This is a genomic window from Parachryseolinea silvisoli, from assembly GCF_021190955.1.
GTDB classification, from domain to species: Bacteria; Bacteroidota; Bacteroidia; order Cytophagales; family Cyclobacteriaceae; genus Ohtaekwangia; species Ohtaekwangia silvisoli.
The window spans coordinates 210,102-224,519 of record NZ_JAIOAO010000004.1; the positions used below are offsets into that span (position 1 = coordinate 210,102).

At 52.6% G+C, this 14,418-nt stretch carries 9 protein-coding genes; 6 read left to right on the forward strand and 3 right to left on the reverse strand.

What is annotated here, in order from left to right; genetic code table 11:
* Positions 1-3: 3 nt before the first annotated feature.
* Positions 4-2,352: a GH92 family glycosyl hydrolase gene (locus tag K7P01_RS23890; protein ID WP_267297100.1), complete on the forward strand. Its 2,349-nt coding sequence runs from the start codon at positions 4-6 to the stop codon at positions 2,350-2,352.
* Positions 2,353-2,429: 77 nt separating this feature from the next.
* Here the strand turns inward: K7P01_RS23890 and K7P01_RS23895 are convergent, their stop codons facing one another.
* Entirely contained in the window at positions 2,430-3,323 is an 894-nt protein-coding gene (locus tag K7P01_RS23895; RefSeq protein ID WP_267297101.1) for an NmrA family NAD(P)-binding protein, read from the reverse strand.
* Positions 3,324-3,484: 161 nt separating this feature from the next.
* On the opposite strand from K7P01_RS23895, the gene K7P01_RS23900 reads away from it, so the two are divergent.
* Together K7P01_RS23900 and K7P01_RS23905 are read left to right on the forward strand one after the other, a co-directional pair.
* The gene (locus tag K7P01_RS23900) at positions 3,485-3,835 is read left to right on the forward strand and encodes a winged helix-turn-helix transcriptional regulator (RefSeq protein WP_267297102.1); all 351 of its coding nucleotides are present in this window, start codon (positions 3,485-3,487) and stop codon (positions 3,833-3,835) included.
* A 52-nt stretch (positions 3,836-3,887) separates the two neighbouring features.
* Positions 3,888-5,927, forward strand: coding sequence for a HelD family protein (locus K7P01_RS23905; RefSeq protein WP_267297103.1), 2,040 nt, complete (start codon positions 3,888-3,890; stop codon positions 5,925-5,927).
* 125 nt (positions 5,928-6,052) lie between these two features.
* On the opposite strand, the gene K7P01_RS23910 is transcribed toward K7P01_RS23905, so the two are convergent.
* Together K7P01_RS23910 and K7P01_RS23915 are read right to left on the reverse strand one after the other, a co-directional pair.
* Positions 6,053-6,700 (reverse strand): RDD family protein, encoded by a 648-nt coding sequence (locus K7P01_RS23910; RefSeq protein WP_267297104.1) that lies wholly within the window; start codon positions 6,698-6,700, stop codon positions 6,053-6,055.
* Positions 6,701-6,864: 164 nt separating this feature from the next.
* Positions 6,865-7,281, reverse strand: coding sequence for a GNAT family N-acetyltransferase (locus K7P01_RS23915; protein WP_267297105.1), 417 nt, complete (start codon positions 7,279-7,281; stop codon positions 6,865-6,867).
* Between the two features lie 125 nt (positions 7,282-7,406).
* Between K7P01_RS23915 and K7P01_RS23920 the strand changes: the two genes are divergently transcribed.
* From K7P01_RS23920 to K7P01_RS23930, 3 genes are all read left to right on the forward strand, one after another.
* Entirely contained in the window at positions 7,407-8,207 is an 801-nt protein-coding gene (locus K7P01_RS23920) for a hypothetical protein (RefSeq protein ID WP_267297106.1), read from the forward strand.
* Positions 8,208-8,411: 204 nt separating this feature from the next.
* Positions 8,412-10,967, forward strand: coding sequence for a discoidin domain-containing protein (locus K7P01_RS23925; RefSeq protein ID WP_267297107.1), 2,556 nt, complete (start codon positions 8,412-8,414; stop codon positions 10,965-10,967).
* Positions 10,968-11,364: 397 nt separating this feature from the next.
* Positions 11,365-14,415 (forward strand): SusC/RagA family TonB-linked outer membrane protein, encoded by a 3,051-nt coding sequence (locus tag K7P01_RS23930; protein ID WP_267297108.1) that lies wholly within the window; start codon positions 11,365-11,367, stop codon positions 14,413-14,415.
* The last annotated feature ends 3 nt before the right edge of the window (positions 14,416-14,418 follow it).

Sequence of the window (14,418 nt, forward strand, 5' to 3'; positions counted from 1 at the left end):
TCCATGCGTATACCATCCCTGAAAACAATACTGACCGCGTGCCTGCTGACAACCGTCGCCACGGCGGCCCTGGCACAAGAAGATTATACGCAGTTTGTCGATCCGAACATCGGCACGGCCCACAGCCGCTGGTTCTTTTATACACCATCTGCGGTACCGTTCGGCATGGCGAAGCCTGCACCGGCCACCAATGCGCATTACGGCAACGTAAGCGGTTGGGAAGCCGTAGGGTATGACCACCGCCACGAGTCCATCGAGGGGTTCCCGAACCTGCACGAGTTTCAGGTGGGCGGCATGGTGTTCATGGCCTCAACCGGAACACTCAAAACCATTCCCGGCAAACTGGAGAACCCCGAAGAGGGCTATCGCTCGCGATTCGACCGGAAAGACGAAGTAGCGACCCCCGGCTATTACTCCGTGATATTAAAAGACCACGGTATAAAAGCAGAGCTTACCGCTACCAAACGCGTAGCCTTGCATCGCTATACGTTCCCCGCCGGCAACCAGTCACACATTTTGTTTGATATCGGCAACAAACAAGGCGAAAGCGGAAACGTGAAAGACGCCCGCGTATACATCACACCCGATGGCCGCATCGAGGGGTTTGTTACTACGCTGCCGGTATACGTACAAAAGTATCAACCCGGTGCAGAAGTAAGCATGTACTTCTCGGCAGTAGTAGACAAGAAGCCCGCGGCCGTGGGTGTATTCCAGGGAGCAACAGCACGACCGGGCGTAACAGAGCAAACAGGTCAAGGTGCCGGTGTATACCTGACCTTCACCACCAAAGACCAGGAAAGCATCACCATCAAAGCCGGCTTCTCCTACACGTCCATTGACAACGCGCGGTTGAATCTGCAAACCGAAGCACGGGAGCTTACCTTCGACCAGGCCCGGGCGCAGGCACACGCCACCTGGAACGACTACCTCGGACGCATTAAAGTCGAAGGGAAGGTGCGCGAAGACAAAGTGAAGTTTTATACCGGCTTATTCCATGCCTTGCTGGGCCGAGGCCTCGCGAGTGACGTAAACGGCGCGTATCCTAAGAACGACGGCGCCGTTGGACAAATAGCACTCGACGCCAGTGGCAACCCCGTGCACCATCACTACAACACCGACGCCGTGTGGGGAGCCTTCTGGAACCTCACACAACTATGGGCCATCGCTTATCCCGAGTACTATTCCGACTTCGTCAAAAGCCAGTTGCTGGTCTATAAAGATGCGGGCTGGCTTGGTGACGGGATTGCCAACAGCCGCTATGTCTCGGGCGTGGGTACCAACTTCGTCAGCCTTGTCATGGCCAGCGCCTACATGGCGGGCATCCGCGACTTCGACGTAAACCAGGCGTACCAGGCGTCGCTCAAGAACGAGGTCGAGGGCAAGAATCGCCCGCGGGGCGCCGGTAAGTTGGACGTCGATCAGTTTGTAAAGTATGGCTACGTTCCGCACCTCGACAAAGGCAATGACTGGGAAGAGATGTGGAAGTTCTCGGCATCGCACACCCTGGAATATTCCTTCAGCGCCTATGCCGTCGCGCAGTGGGCCAAAGCCCTGGGCAAAAAAGACGACTATGAAAAACTTCTGCGCCTATCCCGCGGGTGGGAACAGATTTATGACCCCGCATTAAAGCTTGTTCATCCAAAGACTGCCGAAGGCAAATTTATCGACAATTTTAAACCCGGCGAACCCTGGCGCGGATTCCAGGAAGGGAACGCGTGGCAGTATACGTTCTACGTGCCGCATGATCCAGAGGCCCTGATCAAAAAGATCGGCCAGGAAAAGTTCAACGCGCGCCTCGATAGCATCTTTACACTATCGCAAAAGAATGCCTTCGGTGGTGGCACCACACTCGACGCCTTCTCCGGTCTGGCAGGCCTATATAACCATGGCAACCAGCCCAACCTGCATATATCCTGGCTTTTTAACTATTCAGGAAAACCGTCGCTTACACAGAAGTGGGTACGCGCCATTTGCCATGAGTTTTACGGAACCACCGGCATCCACGGCTATGGCTACGGCCAGGACGAAGATCAGGGGCAACTGGGTGCCTGGTACGTTGTTGCCAGCATGGGCCTGTTCGACGTCAAAGGCCTCACAGACCTAAAACCAACGCTTGGCATCGCCAGTCCCGTATTCGACAAGATCACAATCCAGCTACGCGCACCGTATGCTACAGGCAAAGAGTTCGTCATCGAAACGCAGAACAATGGCGGTGGTAATATCTATGTGCAGTCTATGAGCTTCGATGGCCGAAAGGTAAAGAAACCATTCATCGCCCTCGACGACATCAGGAAAGGGGGCACGCTAACATTGCAAATGGGGAATCAACCCCGCAACGACTATAATCGATAGAGGCGAAAGAGTTAGGTTAAGAAGAAGAGCGTGAGGCTGTCGCTAAGGTGTTGTGACAGCCTCTGCTCTTTTCCATGTTACGAAGCTGCCGTAAAGGCCGCCTGAAATTCAGACGCAAAATCTTCAAGCTTTGTCGACCCGGGGGTAGGAGCGTGTTTTTCCAGATCCTCCTGCATCCGTCCGCTACGCAACATGGCGCCCATCTCGATAAACGGTCCGGCATGCGACGCCGGCACTCCGGCATCCAATGCTCCCTTCAACGCTTGTTCATCCGTAAAGACAACCCAGGGTATGTTTTTGCCAATGGCTTGTCCGAGGACACGTGCCGCGTCCTGCATCGTACGGTGGTCGCTCAGAATATACCGGAACGATTTGCCGGCAAAAGATACGTTGAGCAATTCTTCCAATGCCACCGCGGCAATATCGCGTGTGTGTACCAGCGGGATCTTCTGACCTTCTAATCCGAAATTGTCACCCAGTATACCGGCATGGTTGATGAGGCCGATTTGCGTAATGAAATTATAAAAGAAATAGCCAGGGCGTAGATGCTTCACCTGTATACCAGGTAAACCGTTTAGCATCTTTTCAAAATCTGCCAGGCCGTCTACCGGCCCTACACCGTTGCCGAGGTGCGCGCCGATGCTGCTCAGGTTAACCACATACTTTACAGTGCTGCCCTGCAGCGCTTCGGTGTAGATTCTAGCCACTTCGTTTTGCGCCGCGCGCCAGTCGCTTGTTTGCCAGATGGGCGGGATCATGGTATATACCACATCGGCGTCGCGAAACGCACGCTTGACAAAGTCGCGATCGGACACAGAACCCACCAGGGCCTTTGCCCCCAGGGCCTCGATCGCGGATACCCTGGCGGCATCGCTGGTAATAACGTTCACTTCTTTTCCGGCTTTCACCAGGCCCTCTACGACAGGCTTGCTGATGTGCCCGATCGATCCGGTAATGACATACTTTTTCATGGAATACATAAGTTTTTAAACTGTGAGAATGAAATCACGCAGCCACTTGTCGCGAACAGAAATGGTGTTGCAATACTAACGGGACAGTCTTATATTTGTTAGTAGATACTTTTTTATGATCTAGTCTGTATTTATGGACTAATACTGAAAACCAACTAGTTATGACGGTAAAGATAAAAGACCTGGAGAACTGCCCCGTAACGGCAACACTGGAAATCATCGGCGGGAAGTGGAAAATGCTGGTCATTTACCTGGTCAGCAACGGCATCAACCGCTTTGGTAAAATGAGCATGATGATGAAAGACATCAGCAAACAAATGCTCACCACCCAGCTGCGCGACCTCGAGCGCGACGGGCTGCTGGAGCGTGTGATCTATCCCGAAATACCGCCCCGCGTAGAATACTTTCTCACCCCCAAAGCGAAAGCCCTGATGCCTGCTCTGACCGTGCTGCGGGATTGGGGCCTGGAATATGCGCTGGTCGACAAGCCGGCAGAAGCCATAGCGGAATAAGCGACGCCGTCGCTACCGGCGCTTTTCTTCAAAATCGTGTTACCTTTGCGCGATGATCCATCGTACAGAGCAGGAAGAGCGCGAATATCTCGAAGTCATAAAGGAAAAACTGCTGTATGCCATCCGGCGTGCAGATGATACAGTGCGTAGTTATTCGGCCGAGCTACAGCAGAGCAAGGAATACCTGTATGAGCACCAGTCGGGCATGGATGAAGCCGACATGGTAGCTTCCGAGCAGTCGATCAACCGTATGGCCTACACAGGCGAGTCGGCCGTGTCCCGAAAACGCAAGCTGCTCAAACTGGGACAATCCCCGTACTTCGGCCGCATCGACTTTTTACAAGAGGGCAAAGACAAGGAGAGTCTGGTATACATCGGCATCTACTCCTTTGCCGACGAGCGTGCAAACCTCATCTACGACTGGCGTGCTCCCGTATCGTCGATGTTCTACGACTTCGAGCTTGGTCCGGGTTGGTATACGACGCCGGGCGGTAAGGTCAATGGTGAGATCACGATTAAACGCCAGTACAAGATCCGCGAAGGTCAGATGGAGTTTATGATCGAAAACTCGGTCAACATCCACGACGACGTGTTGCAGAAGGAACTAAGCAAGGCCTCGGATGAGAAGATGAAAAACATCGTGGCCACGATTCAGCGCGACCAGAACGCTGTGATCCGTAACGAAACGGCTCCGGTCATGATCATCCAGGGAGTGGCCGGCTCCGGAAAGACGTCCATCGCGCTGCACCGTATAGCCTTTCTGTTATACCGCTTCCGCGAAGAGATTTCCGCCAAAGACATCCTGATCATATCACCCAACAAAGTCTTTGCTGACTACATCTCCAACGTATTGCCCGAGCTGGGAGAGGAGCAGATCCCCGAAATGGGCATGGACGAGCTCGCCGATACACTGCTGGAAAACAAGTCACGGTTCCAGACCTTCTTTGAGCAGGTATATGCCGTGTTGGAAAATCCCGATGCTGCCTTCATTGAGCGCATTAAATTCAAAGCGTCCCCCGAGTTTCTCAGTCAGCTCAACCGCTTTATCATTCACCTCGAAAATCACTACTTCAACGAAACGGAGATTCGCGTCGCCGGCGTGATCGTGCCCTGGCCGTTCATCCAGGAGCGCGTAAAAACATACCATCGGGTACCGCTCCTGAAGCGGTTTCCGGAAGTAGTCAAAGATGTATTCCAACACATCCGCAGTCAGACAAACCGTAAGCTCAGCGGCCAGGAAAAAGCAAAAGTATGGGAGGCCGTGCCGCGCATCTTCAAGCTGACCAACGTCATGGAAGTATACCGGGAGTTCTATAAATTCATTGGCAAGCCCGAGATGTTCCGCATGATGCCGGGTGAGGTGTTGGAGTATTCCGATGTTTTCCCGCTGATCTATTGTAAAATACGCATGGAAGGCATACCCGCCTACGATCACGTAAAACACTTGCTGATCGACGAGATGCAAGACTACACGGCCATTCAGTACGCGGTGCTGTCGCGCTTGTTCAAATGCCGCAAGACCATTCTGGGCGATGTCAGCCAGCAAGTGAATCCGTACAGCGCATCTTCGGCGGAAACGATCGAGCGTGTGTTTCCGCAAGGCGATGTGGTAAAGCTTTTAAGAAGCTATCGCTCCACGTTGGAGATTACCGCCTTCGCACAACGCCTGTTCCGCAACCCCGACCTCCTGCCCATGGAGCGCCACGGCGAAGAACCGCAAGTAAAAGGTTTTGAGAGCAATGCGGAAGAAGCTGCCGCCATCAAACATCATGTTGCCACCTATAAAGAAGCCGGCTATCAATCCCTTGGTATCATTGCCAAGACGCGCGACCAGGCTGCTTACCTGTATAATGAACTCCGTTCACCGCATGTACATTTGCTGACAACCGACAGTACAGCCTTTCACGAAGGCGTCATTATTACCACCGCCCACCTGTCAAAAGGGTTGGAGTTTGATGAAGTCGTTGTTCCTTTTGTGTCGGCCCGTAACTACAACACCGCCGTCGACAAAAGTATGCTCTACATCGCCTGCACGCGGGCCATGCACAAGCTTACGCTATTATACACGCAGGAGCGTTCTTCTTTTATTTAGCTGCCGCCGCCGCGTCGTGCATGATCTTTTCCTTGTGCGACGCGCTAACAACTGAAAAAGCTATCGCGTATCGTAAACGCCGAGCGGCGGATATATACCCGTGCGCCAATCCCCAGGACTGCGCATTAGCCCTGCGTGACCACGGCATCTGCCTGATCTTCAGCCGGCGGGTTGATGTACGCCTGAATTTGGGGCAGGTATTTTGTCTTAACGATTACGGTATCCGCAATGAAGTCGTGAATCGCGCGACGTTGTTTGTTGGTTAGCAAGACGATCAATTCGCTGTAAAACCAAACGTTGTTTATCCAGGTGTTTATCGTAAAAAGCAAGGGTGCCATCGACATCAGGTAGCGGGAACGCTCCAGAAAGCCGAGGCTGGTGTAGGTATTCATGTCGGCGGCGAATAAGGCTGTGGTCATGACGAACACAGAAAAGATGGAAAGGGCAAATGTCACAATATTTCGCAGAAAGGCCTCCTTTAGGCCAATAGGCTGTCCGGTAGTTTTTAGAATGGTAAGTCCCGCGATGAGCTTGCCGGGTGTACCACCATTTCGAGCGGGAAGATACACCGCGTACCACAGGTTGAATGCCAGTATGGGCAGGATGCTCAGCAGGTATGCTTCGCCGCCGAAGGATTGAATGTACATGGCCAGGAGCGCAACTGGGGTACAAAAAAGGCCGTCGAGCAGCAGGGAGCCAAGCCGGAGGCCAAAGCCGCCGTAAATATTGTCGGGAATACCTGGGATTTGATGTGGAACGTCGTCTGCGTGCATAGCGGAAAATTTACGCGATTAATGGCTGTTTCGGTGGGGGAGTAACCCTCGGGATTTGAAAATCAGCATTGGCAGCGGCACAGACGAACGATGCTGTGGTTAAACCCCGAACACGCCATGATGCTTTCCGAAGGAGTGGCGAGTAAAATTCAGAAACCGCTTTCTTAATGGGATTGACCCAATAGCCGCTCCATGATCACGTAATCTATACCGTCTTTTAAGAACGTACTGTTGGTTTTATGAAAGCCAGCCCTTTCGTAGAATGCGGCTTTCGATGTACGTGCATTGCACCATAACCTTCGGACACCGTAATCGCCGGCCTTATCCAGTAGATACCGCAATAGCGCGCGGCCATACCCCTTGCCTTGTTCGTCTGTGTGCGTGGCGAATTTTCTGAATTGTGCCTCCTGGCCATCCATAAAAAGAGAAATGACCGATACAAGGCGATCGCCTTCATAAACGCCAAAGTGCCGTCCCTGTTCGTCTTCTGCCAGCTGTACATAGCCAATCGGTTTGTCAGGCCACATGACCTGGTGTCGGATAGACCATGTGTCTGCCGCAGTGATTTCCCGTACGTCCATGCGGCAAAGATATCGGAACAATAGTAATTTTTTTGCGACTTTTGAGACGCCCTTTTTTTGTTCCTACAATACATCCGGATGAAACAATATCACGTTAACTATACTGCAATACTAAAAACACCCCGATGAAACATCCCCTGATCTACCTTACCCTGTCGTTGCTGCTCGTAATACGCTGTAGCTCCGACGATGACCACCAGGCCGCCGAGACCAAGCCCCGACTCCTCTCTGTCGTCATGTCCATGCAACGCAGTGACGGCACCTTTCGTCCCGGCTATTCCCGCACATTCTTCTACTCATCCTCCGGCCGCCTCGAACGCGAAGAATATGCTTCGTATGAGAGCGAAGAAGAAAAGTTCTACGTCCTCTGGACCGACGCATTCACCTACGCCGGCAACAAAGTCACCCGGATCGATCGCACCCGCACGGAAACAGGCTCGATGAGCACCACAAACTATACGTACGACACAAAAGGCCGCGTCTCTGCCATCCACCTGGACGAAGACATCGACACCGACGTCACCATTACCTACGAAGCAGGAGACACCCTCAACGCGCTTTATCAAAGCAGCAATGGCCGGTGGTTCAAATACCGCATGTTGATGTCCGGCGACAACATCGTCTACGGCAAAACCATCGACGACTCCAATCGCTTTGCCAACGAGACGTACTATGAATTTGACGACAATGTCAATCCCTACAGCCTGCTGGGCTTCACCGACATGTTCTTCGAAAGCGCATCCAAAAACAACAAAGTTCGCCAAAGCAGCAGTTATTACACACCTGCCAAACCCACCTCGGTACCATATTCTCACGAGTATACTTATCTCAACGGCCTCCCCGTAAAACAGACCATTCGTTACAAGTCTTACAACACGGGTGAGCACACCGGCGTAGCGCAATGGGAGTTTGAATACGAAGAGTAACTGAAGTAAACGATAGAGCCCGATACATTTTCGATAGACTGTGTAAGGGTATTTTGCAATTATTGAACGGTTATCGCCAATTATTAAACGGAGCAGTGTACTCTTACCTGCTCCTTACTTTTACGCGCTGTCATAGCCCTTAATGGGTATATAAAAAGTGTAGCCTTAAAAGTTACAGCGCGGAAACGATAAATCGTACTATATATGCAAAAACAAAAACTACTACTATTATTCTCACTGCTGTTGTTTGCGGGTAGCGCCTTCGCGCAGACCTGCTACAATGTCGTAGGCTACTATCCTTCGTGGGTAGCCGGCGGAAACTACTACATCAATTCTCCTTCGAAAATTGACTACAGCAAGTACACGCACATTTGTTATGCCTTCGTAATTCCCGGTACCGATGGTAACATTGGCGGCGTGGGTAATGGCGCCGCACTGACCGACCTGGTGACCCGTGGTCACGCAGCCGGTGTAAAAGTGCTGCTGTCGGTAGGGGGGTGGTTGGATTCATCGCCCGGTAACACGCCCTTCGAAGCGATCGCTACCAACACGGCGTCCATCAACCGTCTGGCCGAGGCTTGCGCGCGATTGGTAACGCAATACAACCTCGACGGCATCGACCTCGACTGGGAGTATCCGACCACAAAAGCACGCTGGAATGCACTCGCTCCCGTGATCGCTACCCGCATGCACGGCATGGGCAAGCTGTTTACAGCAGCGGTCGCCGAAAGCGCTTATTATGGTGACAACTACGACAACGTCAGCATCGTAGATTTGCTCAACATCATGTGCTATGGCCCGTACTCCATGGCCCGCGACGCCATGCAATACTGGACCAACCGCGGCGTGCCGCAAAACAAGCGCATGCTCGGTGTTCCGTTCTACGACCAGCACAACACTACGGCAGAACACGTTCAGAAATCCAACCTGGCCAAGACCACAGCCGCCGGTATCATGATCTGGGACATTGCGTCCGAATACGGCGACATCAACTCCATTTACAATACGCTCGGTAATGTTTGTAACAATGCCACACCGGTGCCGGGCAACCTGGCGCTGAACAAAACCGTCACGGCATCGTCTACGGAAGATCCGCAATACGCGGCATCGTACGCGGTAGACGCCAGCTACAGCACACGCTGGTCGTCTACATTCTCTAACGATCAGTGGATCTATGTGGACCTCGGCGGTCCGTATAGTGTCAACCGGGTAAAGATCACGTGGGAAGCCGCGTATGCCACAGCCTATGAAATACAAGTATCGGACAACCCCGCCGCCAACGACTGGAAACAAGTTAAAGCGGTCACCGGTAACAACACGGTGGTCAATGATCATACTGGCCTGAGCGCCACCGGCCGCTATGTGCGCATTGCCGCCTCGGCCCGTGCCACAGCCTATGGATACTCCATCTTCGCCCTGGAAGTATACGGCACACAAGCCGACAACCAGGCACCGACCGCACCGACAAACCTGCGCAGCACCGCGGTGGCCGCCGGCAGCGTCAGCCTGGCCTGGAATGCATCGAGCGACAACGTGGCGGTTACGGGCTACGATGTATTTAAAGACGGTGTACTGGTGACGACTACAACAGGCACCACGTATACGGCTACAGGCCTGGTAGAGAACACCACCTATACCTTTACCGTCAAAGCAAAAGACGCGGCGGGCAATAGCTCTGCGGTAAGCAATAGTGTCAGCGTGGTAACACCGGTGAACATTGCACGCAACAAACCCGTTACCGTTTCTTCAGAAGAGACCACAGACTATGTGAAGGCTTATGCTGTCGACGGCAATCTGACAACCCGCTGGTCGACATTGTTCAGCGATCCGCAATGGATCTACATCGACCTCGGCGCACGCTACGACCTCAACCGCGTACGCACGGTATGGGAGACCGCGTATGCGAAGGCATTTGACGTGCAAGTGTCTGATAATCCGTCTGCCAACGACTGGAAACAGCTCTACAGCACAACCACCGCCACAGGTGGCACGAACGACATCCCGGTAACAGGCACTGGCCGCTATGTGCGCATCTATGCGACCCAACGCAACACCGTCTATGGCTACTCCCTGTGGGAAGTGGAAGTATACGGCACACCGGCCAGCGAAGAGCAACTGGTGAACCTGGCGCTGAACAAAACAGCCGTAGCGTCCTCCCTCGAAGACGCCACCTTCCCGGCCAACCTGGCCATCGATGGCAACGTGGCTACCCGGTGGGCGAGCCTTGAAGGCATTGATCCGCAATTCATAACGGTTGACCTGGGCGCTACGTACGACATCCGCCGTGTGAAGCTGGTGTGGGAAAATGCCTATGCAAAAAACTACACGCTCGAAGTATCGACCGACGGCAACGCCTGGAACGAAGTATACAACACCACGACCGGCGACGGTGCTGCAGATGACATCGCCCTCACGGCGGTAGCCGCGCGCTACGTACGTTTGAACGGCACTGCCCGCGGTACGACGTATGGCTATTCCCTGTACGAGTTTGAAGTGTACGGCACGACACAAGCGGCGCGTATGGCCCTCTCGGTATATCCGAACCCGGCACGCGTAATGATCGGTGTCAGCGTACAAGGCACTGTTGGTCAAGCTGCTATAAAAATTGTCAACACGTCTACCGGACAGGTATCGCACACGTCTGCGGTAACGAAAGAAGGAACGACACAGATTAGCGTTTCCGGCTGGCAAAAAGGTATATACCTCATCCAGCTGAAGACAGAAAAAGAAACACTGCAGCAGCGACTCGTCATCGAGTAACGAGTCTATAGTGTATATGTAACGTCAAAGCCCCACTGAATCAGTGGGGCTTTGTTCTGTCGAGCAGTTGTATACCGTTGTTTAAAAAATACTCCCCCAGATTACGGTAAGTAGCCGCATTAAAAAATTAAGAAGATGTGCGCCGTGCAAATTTAATCTTACATGCACCGCAAGGCCGGATGCCCTAATCCGTGCGTTAAACCCTCTTTTCCAAACCGGACAGTACATTGTGTACGCACACGTTGTAAGCGTTGGCGTCCACGATTGTTGTATGTCCTTGTTTTTCATTTTCGCACATTCTACTTTGCGCCCGTTTTGCTAAATAGGTTTAGCTGTAAGCTAAAAGCGTTTAGCAATAACCGCAACTAACTTAACAATATTAAACGCTAACATGTTTATGAAAACAACGTTTCGCATCCCGCTGACAGTTTTCTTGTTGCTGGTGTGTGCCTACGCAGGTGCGCAGACGGTTACTGGAAAAGTCACGTCCATTTCTGAAGGGAATGGAATGCCCGGTGTTTCGGTTGTGCTGCAAGGCACGACAATCGGAACATCTACCGATGCTGATGGTAACTACACCCTCAGCAACCCGGCTCTCGCAACAGGTACGCTCGTCTTCTCTTTTATCGGTTACGGTACAGAAGAAGTAGCAGTCGCCAACAGAACACAGATTGACGTCGCCATGACGGAAGACATCTTTTCACTTGGCGAGGTGGTCGTCACCGCGTTCGGTGTGAAGCGCTCTGAAAAAACGGTTACGTATGCTACGCAACAAGTGAGCAGCGACGAGCTGACACGCGTAAAAACAGATAACCTCATGAACACCCTGAACGGTAAAGTGCCTGGCGTAAACATTTCGCCTAGCGCATCCGGTGTGGGTGGTTCAAGCAAAGTTACGCTACGCGGTAACCGTTCACTCTCCGGCTCTAACCAGCCGCTGTATGTAGTAGACGGCATTCCTGTGACGAACAGCGGTAACTCCAATGGGCAGCCAAACAGCGCTTACGGTGGCTCGACCAGCGTCGACGGTGGTGACGTGATTTCTACGCTTAACCCCGACGATATCGAAAACATCAGCGTACTGAAAGGCGCTTCTGCAGCGGCCCTCTACGGTAGCCAGGCTGCCAACGGTGTGATCCTCATCACCACCAAGAAGGGCAAAGAAGGCCAGACGCAAATAAACTTCAACTCGACCTTCACTGCAAGCACCGTGGCGTATACGCCCGATTTCCAGAATGCCTATGGCGGAACCACAGCAACCGCGAAACAAAGCTGGGGTGCAGCTGCAGCGGGGACCGGTGAGCGTAACACGGACGAATTCTTCCGCACGGGTACAAACTGGACAAACTCCCTCAGTCTGTCAGGCGGTAACGAGATCGCGCAAACATACTTCTCGTATGCCAACACCCGCGCAAAGGGTGTTATGCCGACCAACGATCTGGATCGTAACAACATCTCCCTGCGTGAGACGGCCAAATTCCTGGACAAGAAACTGAGTGTAGATGCCAGCATCAACTATACCACGCAAACGATCGACAACGCACCGAATGCAGGTCTTTACCTCAATCCACTTGTAGGCCTGTACCTGTTCCCGCGTAACGCCGACATCATGCCGTACAAAAATCAGTATGAGATAAGCAGCGCAACAGGCTACGATCGTCAGAACTGGATCGATACCGAAGATATTCGTCAGAACCCGTGGTGGGTCGCTAACAGAAATACCAACGAAGCAAACCGCAAGCGGTACTTGCTGTCAGGCAGTGTGAAGTATGAATTCAATAAGTACCTCAGCCTGCAACTCCGCGGCAACATGGACCACATTGAAGATATCTTCGAAGCGAAGATGTATTCTGGTACGCATGCTACTTTGACGGGCGGTTCGCCCAACGGCTTCTACGTGTACAATTCTCAGACGCTTTCACAAAAATACGGCGATGCGTTACTGACATTCAATCTTCCGATGGAAGGTGCCATCAAAGTTGACGGTCTCGTAGGTACTTCCATTACCGATAGCCGCCGCGTTGGACTGGAGACAGGCCCCGGTAGCCTTGGCCTGAGAAACCCGAACTTCTTCGTGGCACAAAACGTACTGGCTAGCGGTGACATGAATGCCACCAAGACGATTCCCGAAAACCACACACAGTTGCAATCTGTGTTCGGAACGGTTAATGTTGGTTACCACGAGTGGTTATATCTGAATGCCACCGCCCGTAATGACTGGTCTTCAAACCTGTCGTACACACCGGATGTTTCGTTCTTCTATCCTGCGGTAGGTCTCTCCGGTGTTCTGTCGGATGCAGTAGATCTGCCTTCGCCTATCACCTTCGCGAAAGTTCGCGTGAACTATGCTGAAGTAGGTAACACCGTACCGCTGTACGTGACGAATCCGCAAAACTATACCAATCCTAGCACCGGTGCGATAGACCTGCGTCGTGTGATGGCGTTTGCTACCCTCAAGCCCGAGCGTACCCGCACGTACGAGGCTGGTGCCGACCTTAAGTTCTTTGACAACCGCCTCAGTGTGATGTTTAACTACTACAAGTCGAATACCCTCAACCAGTTCATTCCGGTGATACCGTCTGCCGCCAGCCTCTACGAAACCGCGTACATCAACGCAGGTGAAGTGCAAAACAAAGGCTTTGAATTTTTGGTAGGCTACGATGTGATCCGCGGTGAAAAGTTCTCCTGGAATACTTCGCTAAACGGCTCACGTAACGTAAACGAAGTGATCGATATCGCTGCCGACCGCGGTATCAATAACCTCGTCGTTACAGGAAACAACAACCTTGGTTACCTCGGTCAGGTAGCAGTTGGTGGTATGATCGGCGACATCTACGGTTACCAGCTGATGCGCGACGAGCAAGGTCGTGTTATGCTCGATGCAAACGGAGCTCCCCGTCGTACGACGAACTTCGAATTCATCGGCAACGCTACCCCCAAGTTCTCTATGGGCTGGACCAACACGTTTAACTACGGTAATTTCGTACTCAACGTCCTTGTAGACGGCCGCTTCGGCGGAAAGGTACTGTCGATGACAGAAGCCCTCATGGACCAGTATGGTGTTTCGGAAAGAACGGGTGATGCAAGAGCGCAAGGTGGTATACGCGTAAATGCTGTTAACCCCGAAGGCGAAGCTGTTTCGACGGTCGATGCCCAGGCATGGTACGGCACTACCGGCGGCCCCAACGGTATCATGGGTCAATACATGTATGACGCTACCGTTGTACGCCTGCGCGAAGCATCGCTCGGCTATACGTTCCCGATGAAAAGCAATGTGGTGAAAAGCCTCCGCTTCTCGCTCATCGGTCGTAACCTGTTCTACATTTCCAAAGATGCTCCGTTCGACCCTGAACTCACACTCTCGACGGGTAACGGTCTTTCCGGTGTAGACATTTTCAGCCAGCCCGCGACCCGCAATATCGGTTTCTCGGTTAATGTTACTCTCTAACGA